The 20,408-nt window shown below is 56.0% G+C and carries 11 protein-coding genes; 5 read left to right on the top strand and 6 right to left on the bottom strand.

Features of this window, described 5'->3' with window-relative positions; all coding sequences use genetic code 11:
- Positions 1 to 204 precede the first annotated feature (204 nt).
- Positions 205 to 1,965, top strand: a complete 1,761-nt coding sequence (locus VFU50_09680; GenBank protein ID HEU5233119.1) for a M20/M25/M40 family metallo-hydrolase — start codon at positions 205 to 207, stop codon at positions 1,963 to 1,965.
- Between the two features lie 154 nt (positions 1,966 to 2,119).
- Here VFU50_09680 and VFU50_09675 read toward each other — a convergent pair whose 3' ends face one another.
- From VFU50_09675 to VFU50_09665, 3 genes are read right to left on the bottom strand one after another with little or no spacing between them, the layout of a single operon-like run.
- Complete coding sequence (locus VFU50_09675) at positions 2,120 to 2,443, bottom strand: iron-sulfur cluster assembly protein (GenBank protein HEU5233118.1); 324 nt, start codon at positions 2,441 to 2,443, stop codon at positions 2,120 to 2,122.
- A gap of 9 nt (positions 2,444 to 2,452) precedes the next feature.
- The gene (locus tag VFU50_09670; protein ID HEU5233117.1) at positions 2,453 to 5,923 is read right to left on the bottom strand and encodes a DUF3857 domain-containing protein; all 3,471 of its coding nucleotides are present in this window, start codon (positions 5,921 to 5,923) and stop codon (positions 2,453 to 2,455) included.
- On the bottom strand, positions 5,920 to 8,889 hold the full coding sequence (locus VFU50_09665) for a DUF3857 domain-containing transglutaminase family protein (GenBank protein ID HEU5233116.1): 2,970 nt from the start codon (positions 8,887 to 8,889) through the stop codon (positions 5,920 to 5,922). Before VFU50_09665 ends, VFU50_09670 begins: the two co-directional genes overlap by 4 nt.
- Positions 8,890 to 9,250: 361 nt before the next feature.
- On the opposite strand from VFU50_09665, the gene VFU50_09660 reads away from it, so the two are divergent.
- The 3 genes from VFU50_09660 to VFU50_09650 all read left to right on the top strand — a co-directional run bounded on the left by VFU50_09660 (position 9,251) and on the right by VFU50_09650 (position 11,642).
- On the top strand, positions 9,251 to 9,955 hold the full coding sequence (locus tag VFU50_09660; protein ID HEU5233115.1) for a hypothetical protein: 705 nt from the start codon (positions 9,251 to 9,253) through the stop codon (positions 9,953 to 9,955).
- Between the two features lie 153 nt (positions 9,956 to 10,108).
- Positions 10,109 to 10,756 carry a response regulator transcription factor gene (locus VFU50_09655; GenBank protein ID HEU5233114.1) on the top strand — a complete coding sequence of 216 codons (648 nt, stop codon included), beginning with the start codon at positions 10,109 to 10,111 and terminating at the stop codon, positions 10,754 to 10,756.
- A 472-nt stretch (positions 10,757 to 11,228) separates the two neighbouring features.
- Positions 11,229 to 11,642, top strand: a complete 414-nt coding sequence (locus VFU50_09650; protein ID HEU5233113.1) for a DoxX family protein — start codon at positions 11,229 to 11,231, stop codon at positions 11,640 to 11,642.
- 42 nt (positions 11,643 to 11,684) lie between these two features.
- Here the strand turns inward: VFU50_09650 and VFU50_09645 are convergent, their stop codons facing one another.
- Positions 11,685 to 12,044, bottom strand: a complete 360-nt coding sequence (locus VFU50_09645) for a glyoxalase superfamily protein (protein ID HEU5233112.1) — start codon at positions 12,042 to 12,044, stop codon at positions 11,685 to 11,687.
- A 375-nt stretch (positions 12,045 to 12,419) separates the two neighbouring features.
- Here VFU50_09645 and VFU50_09640 point away from each other — a divergent pair, with 375 nt between their 5' ends.
- Positions 12,420 to 16,337 carry a carboxypeptidase-like regulatory domain-containing protein gene (locus VFU50_09640; protein HEU5233111.1) on the top strand — a complete coding sequence of 1,306 codons (3,918 nt, stop codon included), beginning with the start codon at positions 12,420 to 12,422 and terminating at the stop codon, positions 16,335 to 16,337.
- 566 nt (positions 16,338 to 16,903) lie between these two features.
- Here the strand turns inward: VFU50_09640 and katG are convergent.
- Positions 16,904 to 19,180 (bottom strand): catalase/peroxidase HPI, encoded by a 2,277-nt coding sequence (katG, locus tag VFU50_09635; GenBank protein ID HEU5233110.1) that lies wholly within the window; start codon positions 19,178 to 19,180, stop codon positions 16,904 to 16,906.
- 166 nt (positions 19,181 to 19,346) lie between these two features.
- Positions 19,347 to 20,351, bottom strand: a complete 1,005-nt coding sequence (locus VFU50_09630; protein ID HEU5233109.1) for a hypothetical protein — start codon at positions 20,349 to 20,351, stop codon at positions 19,347 to 19,349.
- Between the last annotated feature and the right edge of the window lie 57 nt (positions 20,352 to 20,408).

The following is a 20,408-nucleotide window of genomic DNA, read 5'->3' as shown; positions in this document are numbered from 1 at the left end:
CAAACGGACAGATGAAATCAGAATAACAGCAGGTTTACCTCGGTTTGACCGTGGATTTGCCTTAGTACCAGAAGGCACTGACAGTTGGTTTTGGCTCCTCTAGCTCTTTCCTCCATGAGGTTCGTTTTCTCAATCCTCAATTGTTGTGCTGCCCTCATTCTGCTACTCTGCGTTGCACCTTCCATTTTCATGAGGATCTCATCCATGCTCTCGAGAAGTTCTTTAATTTGTGTACTTGTTCTATTTGCAATCTCAGCCATTGCGGAAAAGAAGCCTGCACCCTCAGCAATCGTCACTCCGTCATACGAGCAGCCGCAGCCCCAGCGCGAGAACATCGATTACGGCATGTACCAGCGCATCCGCGACGAAGCCATCGAGCACTCGCACGTAATGGAGTATGCCTCGGGCTTGATGGACGGTATCGGACCGCGGTTGACAGGCTCACCCAATCTGAAACGCGCAAATGAATGGACCCGCGATCAACTCACAGGTATGGGCTGCAGCAACGCTCATCTCGAAGACTGGGGCGAGTTCGGCATGGGATGGCAGCAACTGAACACCTGGGTGCGCATGACCTCACCTGATACTGCAGTCTTCATCGCGCAGGCCTCGCCTTGGTCGCCATCGACGAATGGCGCTGTGAATGGCCAAGTTAGCTGGGTGGAAATCAAAACGGAACAAGACTTCGACAAGTACAAAGGCAAGCTCACCGGCAAAATCGTTCTGCTCGGCGACATGCGCGAAGTGAATCCCGTGGACAAACCGCTCTTCGTGCGCATGGACGACGATGATGTAAAGCGCCTTACAACGTATCCGCTGAAGCGCGAAGGTGGAGATGGCTTCCAGCAATATCTCAAACGGCTTGAGTTTCGCGAAAAGATCGGCAAGTTCCTGGCAGATGAAAAAGCTTTAGCCGTGCTCGTGCCCAGCCGCGATGGCCGCAACAACGGCGGCTCCGGCGGCACGGTCTTCGACGACACCGGCTCGACTTTCGGATGGTTCGTTTATCGCCGGGAACATGCGAGTCCGATTCCCAGCGCAGTGATGGCGATCGAGAGCTACGGGCGCGTCTATCGTCTGCTGAAAGCGCACGTGCCAGTATCGATGGAAATGAATATTGACACCAAGTTCACCGGCGACCACGAACACGGCTTTGATACTGTCGCGGAAATTCCCGGAACGGATCCAAAGCTGAACGACGAAATCGTGATGGTGGGCGGGCATCTCGACTCATGGGCCTCAGCTACAGGCGCTACCGACAACGGAGCTGGAACCGTCGTAGCAATGGAAGTCATGCGCATTCTCAATGCGCTGCAGGTGAAGCCGCGCCGCACGATTCGCATTGGACTTTGGACGGGAGAGGAGGAAGGCGAATTCGGTTCCTACAACTACGTGAAGCAGCACTTCGGCTTCGTTCCCCGATCCACGGCGCCCGACGAACTCAAGCTCACCGAGTTTGACCGCAAAGCGGCAGGCCCAATCGAACTGAAGCCTGAGTACCAGAAAATCTCCGGATACTTCAATCTCGACAACGGCAGTGGACGCATTCGCGGCATTTATTTGCAAGAGAACGCCGCAGTCGAGCCGATCTTCGAGCAGTGGATCGCTCCGCTTAAAGATCTCGGCGTAGCCACAATCTCGATGCGAGATACCGGCGGTACGGACCATGAAGCCTTCGATGCGATCGGCATTCCCGGTTTTCAGTTCATTCAGGACCGACTCGATTACAGCTCCCGGACGCATCACTCGAACATGGACACTTACGAGAGACTCCAACCGGAAGACCTGGCGCAGGCAGCAGCAGTGGAAGCGATCTTCGTTTACAACACTGCCATGCGCGATCAGATGCTTCCGCGGAAAGCATTCCCACATCCGGAATTGGAAGAGCAGCGCAGTGCGCCATTGAAGAGCGCGATGCCCGGGGCGGAGGAAGAAAAAGACGCGATGAAAGCGGGAGGAAAGTAGATACTCCTGCCGACAAGCAAAAGGTGGAAGCGCCCGACTATTTAAGTCGAGGGCTTCCACCAAACGACCTGCCAGGTACTAGTTAAACTCCTCTGGAACGGAGAGGTCACAAGGGGACATGGAATTCGTCGATCTGCGTCCGGCATAAGACAAGCTACTCGATTCCTAGCTTCTGGCGCGCCACAGCGCTCAGACGCTCTGGGGTCCACGGCGGATTCCAGACTACGTTCACTGACGCTGAATCCACGCCTGGCAGCTGCTCGATCCGATCCTTCACCTGCTGACTGATTTCGGCGTGCGCCGGGCACCCGGGAGCGGTCAGCGTCATGCGCACTTCTACGTTCTGCCTAGAGCCCGATTCATCGTTCGGCCGGATGCTTACTTCATAAATCAGCCCCAGATCCACGATGTTTACCGGAATCTCCGGGTCATAGCAGTCCTTCAATGCGGTAATTACATCCTGCTCAGAAAGGGGCATACTCCGATTTTATCGGAGCAAGCGCAGCGACGATGGGCGCTCCTGCGCGACCGATATGCGACGCAACTGCAGTTGTTCGCGTTCGGCAGCGTCGATTTGAAGAGCGAACTTTGAAAACTGGGGGTACTGCGCGGCTGCAATCTGCTGCATCGGAATCCTGAAGCTGCGAACGATTTTCAGCGCTCCGTCTTCAAGCCTGAAATCGGTGCGGTACTCGCCGAAGCTGCTCTTGGCTGTCAACGGCTCCGGCATGTGCCAGACTTCCACTCCCGCAGGCAAGCGGACCGTGAACTCCGATTCCTCAATCAGCGGCGTCTCAAGCCAGAGGTCCTGATTACGAACAGGTAAAGTCGCGTAGAGGCGGCTTAGTCCGAGCGCCGGAATCAGCTGTCCCAAATCGAGACTCGAGCCATTCCAACGAGACCCGGGTAAAGATGCCACGGTGAGTTCAACTTCAAGCGGCTTTTCCGAATCGTCCTCGTGAAAGACCGAGGCGGAGATCTTGCTGGCATGCGGAAAAATTCGGCTGCCGATCTGCTCAAAATAGCTCTGCCGATCTTTAGATGACAGTTCGTGCAAGGCATCGCGCATCTGCGCACCTCGAAAACTGCCAAACTGGATGTGAACCGTGCCGCGAATCGCGCCATCGTCATCCAATTCGAGATTGGCCACTGCGCGGGTCTTCTGATCAGTGCCTTGTGGCACTGTGGCGATCTCCGCTTCGGCTGTGCGCGATCTGTGAATGACGAGGGCGTTTTCGCCTTCGACTTCTGGCGATAGCGCCGCAGCTGCAACACCCTTCATCTGCGGATCAAGAACGATGGGCCGCTTCGCATTAGATAGCATCACGCGAACCAATGGATGGGTGTAGCAACGGAGCTGCTGACAATCATTTGCAACGCCGTGTCGGCCGCGTTCTGCCGCAAGCTCCAGGTCGGCATCGAATCCCATGGCGGAGAGAATCGCAATCAGCGTCGCAGCGCGATTTCCTTCACCCTGCACCAGACTGTCGGAACCCGAAGTAATCTTTCCGCTCTGCCAGCTCTCGCCATCTTCCTCGATTGAAGATTCCACGAACTGATAAGCCGTCGCGATCGCCTCACGCGGATTCGTCACGTGAATGCTGGCGGCGGTCTGTTCAATTATGGGATCGATTTGGGTCGCCGCGATCAACTGGTCGCGGTAGCGGGTTGTGAGCGTCGGCACTCCAGAGGCATCCATGCTCAACCAGAGCATTCGTGCGCGAGTCTCGAATTGTGGAGCATGCGGCTCGGCGACAACGGCCGGCACGTTCCTCGCCTCCCAAGTGGTGACCTGCGCATTGCCTTCCGCGCGCGATCCAATTTGCTTCACCCCAGGCGACAACCAAAGAAGAGGCTCGTTTGAGCTTTCGCGAATGATCGTCAGACGCGAAGATTCAGTCGGCGCGTCGGCTGATGCAAAAAAGAAGTCAAGCAAGTCAGGCGTCGCTTGCAGGTCAGCAGCGCGGAAATGCTGTACGTAGGCCAGTTCCACCGCGTCGCCTTCGGCCAGGGATGGCATAGAGACTGTGCTCTTGCGGTCGGCGAGTTCGGGCCGGACGGAATGACCGTCGCGCTTGATCGTGCGCAGTTCAATCAGGTCGGCTCCGCGTGGAATATCAACCTCACCGGCTGCATCGATACCCTTCTTATCAAAGACCTGCACGAGACTGTGCTGGTACACCCAGGCAGAGCCTGATTTTTCCAGCTTGATCACGCGATCGTTGATCAGGACCTTACTGTCGGCCTTGGCGCTGACGTTCTGAACCAGCAGCGAAGCCGCTTCCCGGACATAGGGACGATAGAACTTTTCTGCGGAGGCATAAGCTGAAGGCGAATCTAAGATGCTATCGGGATTCTCCGCAATTTCGGCAGCTCGTTCCCAATTTGGAGCTACGCGTCGCAGAACCGCCGCATATTTGTGGGCTGCGCCTTCATTCTCGGACAACACAGCTTCTCGAACGGCAAGCTCCAGAGCGCGACGGTCATTGGTATGCGCCTGGATATATCTTTCGAGACTCAAGAGCGTGCGGCCATGATCGCCTCGCTCACTCAATTCCGACCAGTAGGCGCTTGGCCTCTGCGAGCACACGGCGAGTTTGGATTCATAGAATACGCGGTTGCTGTCATACCGATGCAGCTTCGCGACTTCCGAATAGGTTGAACAGTCTGGATGCAAATGCAAAAGCTGCTTCAAGGCAGCCGATCGCTCCTGTTTCCAATCGAACTGAACTGCCATCTTGTACTTCAGTTCTTGCGCGGGCCAATAGCTCGTAGCTACATCCAGCACCTTGGCCAGATAATTCGCTGCTTCTTCGAAGCGCTCTGCAGCGAGCGCCTGCTGCGCAATCTCGAGCTTCGCAAGCGAGTTGGTTGAATCAACTGCCGAAGCTTTCAGCAATGAGTCTCGTGCCTTGGTTGACTGCTGAATCTGGGCTTGCGCTTCCGCTCGGAGTGTCAGTTGGATGGAGCTGGAATCGTCTGCAAATGCGAGCGCCGGCCCGAGGTCGCCATCGAGGAGAGCATTGGCGGCTTTGACATAGCTCTCACTCTTTCCGAGCTGCACGGATTCCGTCGATGCTAGCGTTCCATGCTGGAACCATACCCGAATCGGGAAAGCTGTGGGATGAACTTTCAGAACGATTCGGTGGGTGCCGGCGGAGACGGATGTCTCAATTTGCGAGACTTTCGTCTGAGTCTGAAAGCGGCTGTCGCGCAAGAAGAGTTGTTTGCCGTCGAGCTGAAGCTCATACGTGCCGTCGCCCTCGACTGCGATCGTGTACTTTTGTTCGTTCGTCGCGTGGAAGCTCGATTGTGCATAGTAGACGCCGCTTTGAGGAAAGTAGTTCGGAAGTTCCAAATTGCCGGAGAACGAAGTAACTTGTTCGCGAACTTGCTTTCCGTACGCAGGCGACGCGAGTTGGTCGCGTTCGGGAGGCCAGGAGCGATCGAAGTCTACATTTGAGAATTCCCCAAACGGTCCAACGATCTGCCATTTGGTCATGCGGCGTAGTAGACGTGCTCCGCGTGGCAAACGTACCCCGTCTGCATGGGCCGTGAGCAATGCGCTTGTGATCTGGCGCGAATATCGGCTGTTCTCGCGCAGCAATGCGCAAAGTTGCGGAATAACGCGGCGGAAGGCAGGCGTGTTTGCCGCGAGTTCCTGGATCCGACCGGCGGCAAGTTGTGTACGCGGATCATCAGCGTGAACCTTCTCCAGCAGAAGCAGCGCACTCTGCAGCTCTTCGCTGCTACGAAGCTGAAGACGGGCAGCTTCCATCGCGGCGAACAGTGCGGCTACGTCAGAACTATTGCGGCGTAGCTCTGATTTGCTTTCTTGAAGGGCGGCTGACGAATTGGAATCAGCAAACAGTAGATCGGTCGAGGTGTGAGCCTGGTCCGCAGACTGGGCCCATGCAACACATGAAGCGAGAAGCAGAATCACGAGGCTTCGCTTCACGGCAACTCCACTTCGATATTTCGGTGAAAGCTCTTCTCCATGTCGGCGGCAAAGGCGCGAAAAGCAGGGAAGTGCGACGCGGTGATGCGCGTCTCCAGAAATTTCACCGTACTAAGAATGGCAATTTCGCGTCCATCGACGCGGTAGTGAAGGTCCGCATTGCCGAACTCAGTCGAGACCGTTTGATCGGCCGGAAGCGATGAAATCTTCGCGCCGGCGGGAAGTTGAATGTGAATCTCTTCTTCCGTAGTCCATGGAGCTTCGAGAACTAAGTCTTGGGTGCGCGTGATGCTCGGCGCCAGCGCCGCGACATAGTTGCGTTCCATCCACGAAGATGGCAGAGAAGCGGAGTGATGGCCGCGGTAAACGGAAAGATCTCCGTTGAAGCTGAGCGATACTGCTTCACTCGAACCGATTGGAGCTTCTACATCGTGAATTTCGACCGCAGGAAGAACCTGTGCTAAGCGATCGCGGACGTAACCAAGCTTGGCCTCGCGAACTTCCAGTTGGCGACGAACCTCGGGCGCATCTTCGCCGCGCACATAGGTCGCACCTGAGAAATGGATCGTGCCGTCGGCATCCAGTTGCGCGTTAATCGTGCGCCGCGAGTAATTGTCGTCGGCGGTCGAACGGGGAGTTTGACGCAACACAGCGTGTCCGTCGAGATCGACGGTGAGCGCCATCGCGCCCTGATCGGCAACCGGCAATTCGCGTAGCTGCGCAAATTCCGCCGTGCCGTCAAGCCAGAGGTCAAACTCGGGAACGTAGACGATCGCATGATCGAAAATGGCTGCCGACGCCGGCTGCGGCATGATTTCGCCCAACCTCTGTGTGCGCACCAGAGCAATCTGGGCATCGATTCCGGCGGCACGCAGGAGAGCCACCATTAAACTGGCTTTATCTTTGCAATCGCCAAACCGGCGAGCGTAGGTTTGCGATACCGGGTACGGCTTGAATCCGTACACCCCGAATTCCTGCGCGACATAACGCGTGTTCTTGAGGACAAGGTCGTCGATTTCCGCGACGCGGTCGAGCTTGTTTGGATGGTGCGCGACCAGATCCGAAACGAGATTCTCCAGTTCTGGGCTCAGCGTGAATTGTGGTCTGACCAGTTCGGCATACCATTGACCGAGCTCTTCCCAATTCCGGAAGTTGGAAACGTGAACGTAGGCGCCTTGCTCGCTCCAGGAAGGCGACCGCGGCTCTCGGACCAGAGCGGGGATTCCGCGCCTTTCCCATACATAAATGACTTCGCTCGAACTTTTGCGAATCTCCGGAGCTCCGAGCAGATGCTGCGCGCTGCTGAGATGCAGCTCCCCAGGCGCGCGCACGATGTAGCGCTGCAGGTTACAGGGAAGAGCGCTGCCAAAGGGCACCAACTCCGCAAAATACTTTCCGTAAGGGTTCTCGCGCGATGCCGGAGTGAGCGTGTACTCGAGTTCCACTACATCGCCTACGCTGAGATCGCGAAAGCGCAGTTGGCGGGTGCGCAGATCGTAATAGGCGGCAACGGAGGCATCGCCTACCGTGGTATCGCCGTCATCCTCTGCGTCAGATGTGCTGCCATTCGCGTGATAGATGCGTGCACGTTTAATGTCGAGTTCCTGCGTCTGGGGAGAATACTGAATTGCTCGCGTGCGATAGCTCTCGACATCGGCCTGCGACGACAGCGCGATCAGCAGCTGGGTGTGTTGGATCGCCTGGTAGTCCCGCCGGACTTGATCGATACGCACGCTGGCGAGAACGCGCGATTCAGCGCGCTTAGACGACGGTAGCGCGCGCCAATTCTCGATTGTTTTCGGAGCATCCACGAAGTAACGCGCTGGTCTCGCCGCCGGCTGGTCTTTGCCTTGATGCAGGATGCGGCGAAGATGTTCAGATTCTGAATCGGGAATCGCGGCTATCTCAGTTTCATTCTGAGTAGCATCGTCGTCTGCTTCAGTGGAAGAGGCCGAATCGTCGCCCGTTTGTGCAGAAAAGGGGAGCTTCGGTTCAACGGATGTTGCGCCTCTCGAGGCGAGAACTCCACGGCTGGCAAGGAGGCGAGCCTCTTTCGCGAATCCCAGCTGCGCGTAATTTTCCGCGAGCATTTGCGAGGCAGCCCGCGACAGCGGCTGCCCGCGGAGTGCTTTCATCCGCTCAAGAGCGGCGGCACCATGCCCCTGATTGATATCGAGCCGCGCCAGTTCTGCAACGATGAGGGGTTCAGTGCTGCTTTGGAGTGCTTCGGTCAGGAGTACTCGAGCAAGCGTCAGTTGACCGCGAGCGGAATATTGGCTGGACAGATCGGCGATTGCAGGAACGTAGTTTTTGTCGAATTCCAGTGCCGTACGCTCTGCTTCAATCCGCTTGTCTTCATCTTGTGTCGTGCGTGCTGCTCGGTACCATGCTTCGGCAGAGCCGCTGCGTTTCGCAGCCTTTTCGGCGCTCTCGTAATTCAGGCGATGGTGATGAAGCTCAATCGCTCCAACGGCGTTCAGAAGCTCAAGATCGTGCTCATCTGCTGCTGTGTCAGCTTCAAGCAAGGCCTTGGCTCGAATATCAGAAGAGGCAGATACAGGCGTCCACACAGTCCACGCAGTCCACTTCGTCCACACTGGACTCCGTGGACTGTGTGGACTCGGTGGACTATTTGCGGAGACTGCTTGAAGATCTTTGGCTTCCTCACGAATCGCAACCTGCGCCTGGGGATCGCTGGCGACTTCACGGAAGATCTCTTCAATTCCAGTGCGATTACTTACCTGATCGCTAAGCTCGGAAATCTCATCGAGGAGCCCGACCGCAATGATGGCGTTGCGTGTTTCATTGGAATGAATTTGCGCTTGAAGAAGCTGAATTTTGTTTTCGAGCTGCTCATCGAACCATGATTGAGTCGCGGGAGCGGTGTCCGCAGCTAACGAGAAGCAAGCCGCGACAAAGGGGAGCGCACACAGGAATACCGGCCGCAACTTGCGCAGAGTAGCCATTGTCCCATTACGGCTTAACTCCGGGCCGTGCGCTATTGCCTAAAACGGAACTCCCCGGAAGTCGTTTAACTCTCCGGGGAGGCCGTTACCACTTGAGTTCGCGTCCGGTCAGGCATCGTTTCCCCCAGGATTTTCGTTGCCTGACCTGTCCGCGAACTCAATTGATCGGGGTTAAGGTAGGTTGAGTATCGCGTGCGAGCCGTTTTTTACCAATGGAAAGAAACACCTAAGTAGCTGCCTAATAAGACCTTACGCGACACGATGGGCCTAGCACTTTAGTTTCGTTTGAACTCTGGCGCAGCACGGCGCTGTTGGTTTGCGCAGCTGCTTACATCCGACGCGGGTGGTAAGTACATCTCAGATGTTCGATACCTTAATGATGCTGGCGCGCATTTTCGGACTGATGGCTCTGGCTTTCTGGGCGACAATTGCCGCCGCGCAGAATTCGACCCACTTCACCTCAATCCCACTTTCGTCTTCCAGTTCTCATGTCCACTGGCTGGTCGGAAGTGAGCGCCATCTGCAGCCGACGTCGACGGGAGCGCTCTTCCTTGATTCCGCCTTCGCACACGGATATCGGCATGGGTACGATGAGGGCTTCCACCTGGCCGATCTCGACATCCACATGGGGCGCGCAGCCCAGCCGATGACCAAGCATGACTTCCGCCAGGCGGGACACGAGTACAACAGCTCCTTCGGAAGTAAAGCGCGCTTCCAGCAGGGATACCAGGCCGGTCTCTCAGCCGGATACGCCGATGGCTTTGCCGGACTTGACTACCAGGCTACTGAGCGTACAAAGCTAGCGGCTTCCGGGCTCGCCGACGCTTTGCCCCCGAGCCGCAGGGAGTATTTCGACGAAGGGTTCGCCGGCGGGTATGCGAGCGCACACCATGAAAGTGTTCCCCCGAAGGGAATGACGCTCGACTATGTCGAACAGTATTGTCACGAGAAACTTCCAGGCAGCCATCCTCCCGAATACTGCTCTGGATTCAGTCGCGGATTCATTTTCAGCTCGTCGGTTCAAAGTGGAACCGAGAGTAGAGCGAGCGCCCGCTCGTCCCGTTGATCTGCTCTTTCGGAAAGACCCGAGTCTGTTGACGACTTCAGTACATGTCCTTTAGGTCATTGCACTGATAGTGCTTTCGTGCGAAATCAAGGTATGCTAACCGCCAGTACCGTTGTGACTAAAGACATGAAAGCCGCCCCCGCAAGAAAGCCAGTGATTCATATCGCTGTCGTTGATAGCGATCCCCTACGTTTTATCGGGCTTCGTTCCCTTTTTGACGAAGAGCCCGATTTGGATCTGACTGCCGCCACGCTTGAAGAACTTCCCAAGCTGCAGAACGTCGATCTGATCCTGCTCGGCAATCGTGGCAGCGGCACTGCCAGTGTTTTTGACGTGATGGCCAGCCTCAAAGCCGCGCGTCCTGACCTGCGCATTATTGTCACGGGTACGGGTGCCGACGACGAGTCGATTCTCAAAGCTCTCGCCGCCGGTGCGAAAGGCTACGTTGACGAGGGTGCCAGTCCGTCGGAGTTTGTCCAAGCTATTCGCATCGTGAATCAGGGATCTGTGTGGGCTCCACGTCGAGTGATGTCGATCTTCATCGATCGCGTCACATCATCGCCCGGCAAGATCTTCCCAGCGGGACGGGTCGAGTTCACCGATCGCGAGAAAGAAGTTCTCGAGCTTCTAGTCGCAGGACGCTCCAACCGCGAAATCGGCCAATCACTGCAGATCGAAGAGCGAACTGTGAAAGCGCACGTTGCCAAGCTCATGCGCAAAGTCGGCGTGCAGAACCGAATTGCGCTCTCTGTTCACGCCATCACCCATTCGCTGGTCGGCGGCGAAGAAGAACCGCAGTAACACGTTTCCGGGCCACGGTCTGTGAACTGTGGCCCGATTCCATCCACGACTCCTCCTCACCGCGGCCATCAACGGCAGCGTCGCTGCCCCTGCGCAAGCCAAAAATATCAGCGTAAATAACAGCGTAAACGCGGCCAATGGCCGTGCGAGACATGCCTGATTTCACCCCAACCTTCTGTGGCGCAAGCGGTTGCAAGAATCACTGGCATTCCGAGCTATTTTCAGAACAGCGAATAACAGCGTAATAACAGCGTATCGGACAGCTTGCCCAGGGCTTTAACGGTTTCCCAAAATGGAATAAATCGCCGCGCCGAACCGCGTCGGCAGAATTTCATTGACTCCCGCCGGCGATTCGTGATAGCACCGAACTATGTTCGGTGCCCGACGGAAATCAGAAACAGCAGGCAATATGAGCAGACGTTAATCCTGCCGTCCGGCCCTGCGGGCAAGCTCGGTGATGGAGGTTCTCTCCATGGCTGCAACTGCCACGGCTTCGCAATCCAGAACTCACTTAACCCTGGGCATTTGGCTCATCCGAGCCGCAGTCGCGTTTGTATTCATCTCTTCCGGACTGGAAAAGTTTGGGATTGGCCCAGGACAGGAATGGGTTCGCATCTTTGCCAAGATTGGGCTGGGAGTTTGGTTCCGGTATTTCACCGGCGCATTCGAGGTCGCAGGGGGAATGCTCCTCATGATTCCGTTTACAGCGAAAGTCGGCGCCGGGCTGTTGATTTTGTGCATGGCCGGCGCAATTGTCTGTCATATCTTGATCCTCGGTGATCCCCTCTCCAGCATCATCAACATAGGACTCATAGTAGCGATCCTCGCGGCTGCGCGTCAGCCGAAGCCCGGCGATCAGGAAATGACAACACTCGAATTGCGCTGATTGCGCCGACCGAAGTCGAGCTGAGTGTATCTGCTCTACCGCTCAGTCTGAAGAAACAGGTTCTGTGAACTTCAGCAAATTTCCAGCACAGTCATTCACGCGGAAATCTCGATTGCCCCACGGCTTCGTAAGAATGTCCTGCGAAATGGTAGCGCCGCGATCGAGCAGCTCATTGTGCAACTCGTCGAGTTCCGACGTGAAGATATGAACCGCGACAGGTACGCACGCGCTCGAATTCGATTTGAACAAATGAATGGCAATGCCATCGCGCTCCACAATCGCATAGTCTCCAGTCGGCAATTGCATTGCTAGTTGGAAGCCCAGTTTTTCGGCGTAATAGTTGATGGCATCTTTGATATCGGTAACAGGAATTTCAGGGGCAATACGAGAGAGGGTGGCCATAGATCGTCTTTCGAGGCGGATATCCTAGTGACCAATCTGGAGTCTTGTCCAACAATCAATGCCGATCTGACGCAAGTCATTTTAGGAGCGGGTTTCGAGAGGGAATTCAAAATTGCATATCTCTGGATGAGGTACTTTCCAAATGTGGAAAGTAGCTTGGGACGAGTCGCCAGGAAACAGGTGTTCTGCGCGTGTTTTGAAGCAAAACGATTGGTCGTCAGCGTGCGGGCAGTCTGTCCCAAGTAGAAGTTCCATTCCCAAGACAAACGGTCTGCCCAGCTGGTGCTTTTTACAGGCGAGGAACGCGCAACTGCGGCGTTAACGACAAAGGTCGCATTTTGCGGAGCACCACACCCGTTCTGTCGGAGGCTTGAAATGAGATCTGGCTTCGTCGGTAGTCTTCGATTGTCTACTGCTTCAGCATGCCTGCTCAGCCTGCTTGTATTGCTGAGTACTTTCAGTTTGGCGCAAACCAGCAACACCTCCCTCACAGGCACAGTAAAAGATCCACAAGACAGGGTGATTGCCGGCGCTACTTTAACTCTCACTAACATCGCGAATAATGCTGTGCGCGAGCAGACCACGAGTCCGCAGGGCGGCTATTCGTTTGATCTGTTGCCGCCGGGGGACTATCGACTCGAAGTGACGGCTCCAGGATTCCGAAAGCAGGCGCTAGACCATGTTCACGTCCTCATAGCGAAAGCAAACGCCATGGACGTGGTCCTGCAGGTAGGAGCGACGACGGACGTGGTGGAGGTGACCGCCCAATCTGGGCAGGTCCAGGTCGACACACAAGACGCCAGTCTGGGCAACAACTTCGTTGCTCAGCAGATCACCCAACTGCCGATGGAGGCGCGCAACGTCCTCACGTTGCTCACTTTGCAGCCAGGTGTAACCAAGGATGGCTACGTCAATGGCGGTCGCGAAGACCAGTCGAACGTGACCTTGGATGGCGTGGATATCAATGAATCCGTCAGCAATGCGATTGGCCCCGCACAGTCGGGCCAGGCTCTGGGTAATAGCCCGCCAAAAGCTGAACAAGGCCCGGTGCTTCGACTCAATTCGGAAGCGATTGAAGAATTTCGTGTTTCCACGCTCAATTCCGGCGCGAGTGCCGGACGTTCTTCCGGCGCGCAGATCGCTCTGGTCACCAAGAGCGGCACTAACAACTGGCACGGCGCTGCGTTTGAGGCCAATCGCAATACCATCTTTACTGCGAACGACTGGTTCAACAATCACGCCGGAGTGGAGCGTCCCAAACTCAACCGAAACACCTTCGGTGGCGCAGTCGGCGGACCCATTAAGAAGGATAGGGCGTTCTTTTTCTACAGCTATGAAGGACGTGTTGACGCCAGCCAGACTCCGGTCCTTGCCGCGTTGAATTATGGCGGCACTGGAGAGGCGGTTCCAACCGCCAGCCTTGGACAGGGTATTTTGAAGTTTCGGCTTTGCGGTGACCCCAGTTGCGATACGCCGGGCCAAACAGTGAGCCTCACCTCGGCTGACTTCAACAAGATATTTCCTGATATCGGAGGCATTAATCCAGCAGCGGTTTCAGCGCTTGCGGCAGCCGCCGCAAAATATAAGGTCAATGACACGACGATCGGCGACGGGCTAAACACTGGTGGTTTCCGGTTCAACGCTCCCGCGCCGGTTCATCTGCACTCCCATAACGCAAAGCTGGACTTCAATCTGACCAGCAAGCAGACGCTGTTTGTGCGCAGCAGCGTTCAGTATGACACTTGGGGCGGAACGCCTGCCTATCCTGATACACCTGCGCCGGACGAGTGGGATCACCCGATGGGCATCGCCGTCGGCCACACCTGGATCATCAGCAATACGCTCGTAAACAATCTGCATTACGGCTTCACTCGCCAAGCGTTTACGCAGGGCGGGGATACCGACGCCAACTACATATTCTTTCGATTTGTTTACAACCCTAGCAGCCAGCAGTACCCCGTGTCGCGAGTCACTCCTGTTCACAACTGGACCGACGACCTCAGCTGGGTGAAGGGGAAACATACGTTCCAGTTTGGTGCTTACGTCAGCAAAACAAATAACATGCGCAGCAGCTTGGGTCAGTCGTTCGATAATGCAACGACTAACCCGTCGTATTACCTTACTGACCTGCTACGAGCTCCTCTCAGTAACTACGTGCAATCGGTCTACGGTGCGCCGATGTACAGCGGCGACGGCTCAAGTGCGGAGAATGCCATGACCGCCTTAATTGGCCGCTTTACCGAGTACACAGCTCACTACAATTACGACAACAAATTGCAGTTGATGGCGCCGGGCGCAGCCAATGTCCGCAACTTCGCAGGACAGGACTATGAGGGATACGTTCAAGACACCTGGAAAATGAAGTCGAACCTCACGATCTCGGCGGGCTTGCGCTATGGTCTGGCGCGACCGATTTATGAGACGAACGGGTACGAAACCCAGCCCAACGTTCCGCTCGGTGATTATCTGAATCTCCGCGCGAGCAATGCGCTAAAAGGGATCAACTACACCGCGCCGATCTCGGTCAACCTTTCCGGTCCAGCGAATGGTGGGCCACCGCTTTACAACTGGGATTACACCAACTTCCAGCCTCGGGTTGGCGTAGCTTACTCTCCGCACTTCGAATCCGGACTGCTTTCGCGAGTGTTCGGCCGCGAAGGGGACTCGGTGATTCGCGGCGGATTCGGCATCAACGGGGACTACTTTGGTCAGGCGCTGGCGACGTTCTTTGATCGCCAAAACACTTTAGGCTTCGGCTCTTCGTTCACGGTCGGGCCGAATACTTACGATGTGGGTTGCTCCCCTTACCAGGATCCAGGCTCTCCCTACTTCGGTGCCGCCGGCACATGCGCCGGCGGAGTTAACCTGGGCCCGTTGTTCACTGGCTTCAATCAACCGGTTCGCGGCGCAATGCCCGCGCCTCCAGTGGCGCAAAACATAGTGTTCCCGCAGACGCAACCCGGGGACAATTCGCTGCGAATCGAATCTTCCCTCGATTCGAATTTGACCACGCCCAAGAGCTATTCCTGGAACCTTACATATGAGCGGCAGCTGCCTCACAAATCGTTCGTACAGTTCAGTTATGTAGGGCGCTCTGGTCGCCACTTGCTCGCGCAACGCGACGTCATGCAGCCGATCGACCTTGTGGATCCGAAATCCAAGATGGACTGGTACACGGCCGGAACAATGTTGGCGAAGCAAAGAGCTCAAGGTGTCCCAACCGCGAACATCGCTCCCATTGCCTACTTTGAGAACCTGTTCCCGGGCGCGGCAGCTAATCTTGGCTATAACCCGTCATGGACGGCCACACAGGCGATTTATCAGCAGATCCAGGATGTCGGCGGTGATTACACCACGACGCAGGCGATCATCGATGGTATCTCGACGCTTGGCGCGAATGCCTTCTATCAGCCGCAGTATGGAGCGTTAGGCACGTGGGCGACCCTTGGGAACTCCAACTACAACTCGTTCACTTCTTCTTATAAGGTTCGTTCCAACACACTGACCGCCGATTTCAACTACACCTACTCGCACTCGCTGGATGATTCCTCGGGCCTGCAGAACGGTGCCGGGTATAACGGGGAAGCGTTCATCCTCAACCCCTTCCGACAGGGCGACATGTACTCGAACTCCGACTTCGACATTCGTCACCAAATCAACGTCAATGCCGTGTGGCAGATGCCCTTCGGTCACAACCGCAGTATGTTTGCCGATATTGGGAAGGTAGCCAACGGTTTCATCGGAGGCTGGCAGCTCAGCGGAATCTTCCGTTGGAATACTGGCCTGCCGGTTGGGTTCTACAACGGAGCAACCGGCGTTTTTGACGATGCTCGATGGGCGACCAATTGGGAAGTCCAGAGCAATGCAGTCAGGACCGCCGATTTCAACAGCTGTCCGACGCGGCCAGTGGATGGCACTCCCAAACTGTTCGGCTGCAATGAGCAGTTTGCGTTTACCCATTTCCGGAATCCGTATCCGGGCGAGACTGGTGAACGTAATGTGTTCCGCGTTCCCGGCTACTACAACATCGACATGGGACTCGGCAAAACCTTCCACTTGAATGGACTCACGGCCAAAATTCCCGAGAGCCACGAATTGCAGTTCCGCTGGGAGGTCTTCAACATCCTGAATCATCAAAGCATGGGTGCTTTCGATTCGAGCCGCAGCGGCTTCGGTATTCCGCTGGATCCCAATCAAGGCAACCCTCCGGATAACTTCTCCAACTTCACTGCGGTCCAGGGTGGCGACTTAGGCCGGCGAGTGATGCAATTCCTGCTGCGTTACTCTTTCTAATTACCGTTAGGAACCCCGGGGCAGCCATGCTCCGGGGTTGTTGTCTTCGCACGGGAAGGACTGGGTTCTCGCCGAAGGGACCCGAAGAATGGCACGACAGAACGCAACAAAGCAAAGCCACAGCCTGAATGGCGTTACCTTTCCAGTGAGATGAGCTGAGGTACGCCAATCAGGCTATGCGTTTGCTGCTATTTGTTGCTTAGCGCATTTTCAGGGTTGGTGTAGACCGCTGGTTCATATCGAGCACGAGTTTTTACTCGAATGAATGAGGTCGATCATGGGACGCTCTCAATCACCTGTCATCCTGAAGGCCGCTTTTGGCCGAAGGATCTCCCGCGGTGCTTGAGGCTGAAATGCTGTGGCTTGGCTCTCACCAGAAAACCTTTGTCTTCATTGGCCGAGAGCCAGGAAAGCGCAACTCAGTCCGACACATTCCGGGAGATCCTTCGCGCAAAAGAAGCGCTTCAGGATGAAAGTGGCTGAAAGCGTCGGCGAAAGGACCATCATGAGTCCGGCAGAACTCGTAGCACAAAACCAAGATAGATCACACTAACTCAGAAAATGCTCTAGTTGAGAGATCTCCTCTGCGCTTCTGTGAGATCGAAGCGATCGAGGTTCATGACTTTGGTCCATGCAGCGACGAAATCATGAACAAACTTACTCTGAGAGTCTCCACACGCATAGACCTCCGCGATTGCTCGCAGCTGCGAATTAGAACCGAAGAGCAGATCGACGCGCGTGGCGGTCCATTTGAGTTCGCCAGTGGCGCGATCGCGTCCTTCATAGGCGCCGCCATTGCCGTTCGTTCCTGGCTGCCACTTGGTTTTCATGTCGAGGAGGTTGACGAAGAAGTCGTTCGTTAGCGTCTCCGGGAGCTTGGTGAAGACACCGTGCTTCGAGTGTCCAACGTTTGTATTGAGGACGCGCAAGCCGCCGATCAACACCGTCATCTCGGGCGCGGTTAGAGTGAGTAGCTGGGCTCGGTCGAGTAACAGCTCCTCGGTGGACCTTTGCTCTCCGTTGCGGCGGTAGTTGCGGAAGGCATCGGCTGCGGGCTCCAGGACGGCGAACGAGTGCGTGTCGGTCTGTTCCTGCGAAGCATCGGTGCGTCCCGGCGAGAAGGGAACTGTCACGTTCTGCCCAGCCTTCTTCGCTGCCTCCTCGATGGCTGCGTTGCCGGCGAGAACGATCAGATCCGCCAGCGAGACTGCCTTTCCGCGGCTCCCATTCGCCTGCGAACTGTTGAATTCCTTCTGGATTGCTTCGAGCTTTTGCAGCACTTTCCCTAATTGGGCCGGTTGATTTACTTCCCAGTTCTTCTGTGGGGCCAGGCGGATGCGAGCTCCGTTCGCGCCACCGCGCTTGTCGGAGCCGCGGAAGGTCGATGCCGATGCCCACGCGGTCATTACTAGTTCCGAAATGGAAAGACCGGAAGCGAGGATCTTGCCCTTCAGAACAGCAGCGTCTTTGTCGTCGATCAGTTTGTGATCCACTTTGGGAACGGGATCCTGCCAGAGCTGGGGCTCCCTGGGAACCAGCGGGCCGAGATAGCGGGAGATCGGACCCATGTCGCGATGCGTGAGCTTAAACCATGCTTTCGCGAAGGCGTCGGCGAACTCCTCAGGATGATCAAGGAAGCGCTTCGCGATGGGCCCGTAAATCGGGTCCATTCTCAGTGCCAGGTCCGTCGTGAGCATGAAGGGCGCGTGCCGCTTCGATGGATCATGCGCGTCCGGAACCGTGCCTGCTCCGGCTCCGTTTTTCGGAGTCCATTGATGTGCCCCCGCTGGGCTCTTGGTGAGTTCCCATTCGAAGCCGAAGAGGTTTTGCAGATAGTTGTTGCTCCACTTCGTCGGGGTCTGGGTCCATGCGCCTTCCAGCCCACTGGTGATCGTGTGCGCGCCCCGGCCGCTGCCAAATTTATTGTTCCAGCCGAGACCTTGCTCCTCGACATCGGCACCCTCAGGTTCGGGTCCGACATGCTGCGGGGGAGGCGCAGCGCCGTGGGTCTTGCCAAAGGTGTGGCCTCCGGCGATCAGCGCGACGGTCTCCTCATCGTTCATGGCCATGCGGGCGAATGTCTCGCGGATGTCGCGCGCTGCCGCGAATGGATCAGGCTTGCCGTTCGGACCCTCTGGATTCACATAGATCAAACCCATCTGAACGGCGCCGAGAGGACTCGCTAGCTCGCGATCACCGCTATATCGCTCATCGGCCAGCCACTTGCCTTCTGGACCCCAGTAGATGTCCTCTTCGGGCTCCCAAACATCGGGACGTCCGCCGCCGAAACCGAAGGTCTTGAATCCCATCGATTCCAACGCGACGTTGCCGGCGAGGATCATGAGATCGGCCCACGAAATCTTGCGGCCATACTTCTGCTTGATCGGCCAGAGGAGCCGACGCGCTTTGTCCAGATTCGCGTTGTCCGGCCAACTATTCAGAGGGGCAAATCGCTGTGTGCCCGACCCCGCGCCTCCGCGTCCATCTCCGATGCGGTATGTGCCCGCGCTGTGCCAGGCCATACGAATAAAGAATGGACCGTAATGACCGTAATCCGCCGGCCACCAGTCCTGCGATGTAGTCATTAAGGCATGGAGATCGTTGACTACGGCCTGCAAATCGAGAGTCTTGAATTCTTCCCCGTAATTGAACTCGTTGCCCATCGGGTCAGACAGAGGCGAGTTCTGGTGCAGGGACTTCAGACTAAGTTGGTTCGGCCACCAATCTGCATTGGTCTGGGCGCGGCGAGTGCCATGCGCGACGGGGCACTTGGCTTCAGTGGTAGAGGTTTGATCGAGCGTGCGGGTACCAGCCCCGGCTGCGACAGCGAGTTCTTTTTCCATGTCTCTCATCTTCCAGGAAGGAGAGCCATAGGTGAAATATATGTTTCCTATGATTTCGATAGGATTTACATCTAGAACTAATGGCTCAAGGGAAAGCTACGGCATCAAGAGGAGGCAAGATTTGCTCCGCCTGGCGATTTCGGCTCGGAGTCGGTGCCACAGCACATCAGGAGGATGGCCTTTGCGCAAAGCGGGAATCGACTCGACCTGCAGTCACGGCCGACTCGGATACGCAATGGCCGATTCCACGTTCAATTGCCGTGCCTTCCTCATAGTCGTTCCACGTTTCGATCAGTAGAAACGGGATCGGGTGCTCTGGACTGACGTTGCGGTGAAACTCGGTGAGAGTATCCTGAAATGTCTTTCCACAGCGAGTATCGATTTTTCTGTGCGTTCCCCAGTGCGCTTTGGAATCGTCGAATCCAGCCCAGGCACCTGTGACGATAATTTTGTTCGGGTAGTCACGGTTCATCGTCTTATAGAAACGGTCTAAGTACTCCTTGCCCCAATTCCTTCCATCCGGCGACCAGCCTTCCTTACCGGTATCCACCCAAGCGTAGAATCCATCGAAAGCTTGTGGATCTTTGGCGGTATCAAAACGCATGATAAGGAGTGGTGGGACTTCCCACTGCTCCACGTGCCGGCGGACGATCTTCCAATCTGTGCGTGTGCTGTTTGGCCAAATAAAGATGATGGGATGTCCGTTGTAGAGCAGATAGGCATGCGCGTTCGCGGCCTTTGGTCCGATGTATTTGTCGTACGCGTAATCGAAAGCGACGATCGCCTGCTGTGTCGAGTCCTCGGGATCGCCCTTGGGCTCGTCATACATCAGAGCGACCTTAAAGTCTGTATTGGCCGCTGTTTCTTGTAACAAAGCGTAGTTACTATCAAAGTCTTTCCTGTTATTGCCATACCAATCGACGACAAAGGCGTCGATTCCAAACTCCTTCGCTTGCTTTATCTGCTTCTGCAATACCGAAACATCGCTGGACGAGTAACCTACATTGATATGCTCCGGTGAACCAAACCAGGGCTGATAAACAGCCAGCACGGTCGTGGTTTGTTCTGCGCTGGAAATACTTTGACGGATTGCCTTATGGATACTGTAGCGGCCACAACCGCCCAGTAGCAGGATCGTCGTCGCGATTATGAGTGGATAGAGAGGCCGCACACCAGGACTCCAGGTATCAGAAAACCAAGAAGGCCGCATCCTCGTTCATGATTGAGG

Source organism: Terriglobales bacterium, from assembly GCA_035764005.1.
Taxonomy (GTDB): domain Bacteria; phylum Acidobacteriota; class Terriglobia; order Terriglobales; family Acidobacteriaceae; genus Gp1-AA112.
The sequence above is the reverse complement of the archived record's forward strand: the minus strand, read 5'-3'. Positions and strand labels throughout refer to the sequence as shown.

Bases quoted from the DNA above. Each gene is read 5' to 3' on its own strand.
- VFU50_09680 (HEU5233119.1), top strand. From the start codon at position 205: ATGCTCTCGAGAAGTTCTTTAATTTGTGTACTTGTTCTATTTGCAATC.
- VFU50_09675 (HEU5233118.1), bottom strand. From the start codon at position 2,443: ATGCCCCTTTCTGAGCAGGATGTAATTACCGCATTGAAGGACTGCTAT.
- VFU50_09665 (HEU5233116.1), bottom strand. From the start codon at position 8,889: ATGGCTACTCTGCGCAAGTTGCGGCCGGTATTCCTGTGTGCGCTCCCC.
- VFU50_09660 (HEU5233115.1), top strand. From the start codon at position 9,251: ATGTTCGATACCTTAATGATGCTGGCGCGCATTTTCGGACTGATGGCT.
- VFU50_09650 (HEU5233113.1), top strand. From the start codon at position 11,229: ATGGCTGCAACTGCCACGGCTTCGCAATCCAGAACTCACTTAACCCTG.
- VFU50_09645 (HEU5233112.1), bottom strand. From the start codon at position 12,044: ATGGCCACCCTCTCTCGTATTGCCCCTGAAATTCCTGTTACCGATATC.
- VFU50_09640 (HEU5233111.1), top strand. From the start codon at position 12,420: ATGAGATCTGGCTTCGTCGGTAGTCTTCGATTGTCTACTGCTTCAGCA.
- katG (HEU5233110.1), bottom strand. From the start codon at position 19,180: ATGGAAAAAGAACTCGCTGTCGCAGCCGGGGCTGGTACCCGCACGCTC.